At 68.1% G+C, this 420-nt stretch carries 1 pseudogene; it reads left to right on the top strand.

Going from position 1 to position 420, the window contains the following annotated elements:
* Nucleotides 1-420: pseudogene (locus TN53_RS44375) on the top strand (hypothetical protein); the annotation flags it as partial.

The following is a 420-nucleotide window of genomic DNA, read 5'->3' as shown; positions in this document are numbered from 1 at the left end:
GGCGCCCCGGTGTTCGCGCCCGCACCTACGCAACCGCCCTGCTCGTCACAGGCAGCCTGGTGGCGCTGGCCGGTTGCAGCGAGGGCTCGACAGGAGACGATTCCCCTTCAGAGTCGGCGTCTCCTTCCTCGACAGCGCCGTCCGTATCGGCGAGCCCGGACGGTCGGTCGCTGGCCGAGGACGAGGTCCGCACGGCGTACACCGCGTTCTGGGGAGAACAGGTCAAGGCCTACGCCCAGGCTGACATCAAGGGCACCGACCTGAAGAAGTACGCGACGAAGGATGCCCTCGCGCGGGCCATGGGCGACGTGCTGGTCATGCAGAAGGCCGGAACCGTCACCAAAGGCACCCCGGTGAACGACGTCACCGATGTCACCGTGACGCTCACCGGCAAGACACCCACCGCGACCCTGCGGGACT

It is taken from the genome of Streptomyces sp. WM6386, from assembly GCF_000972385.1.
Lineage (GTDB): Bacteria > Actinomycetota > Actinomycetes > Streptomycetales > Streptomycetaceae > Streptomyces.
The sequence above is the reverse complement of the archived record's forward strand: the minus strand, read 5'-3'. Positions and strand labels throughout refer to the sequence as shown.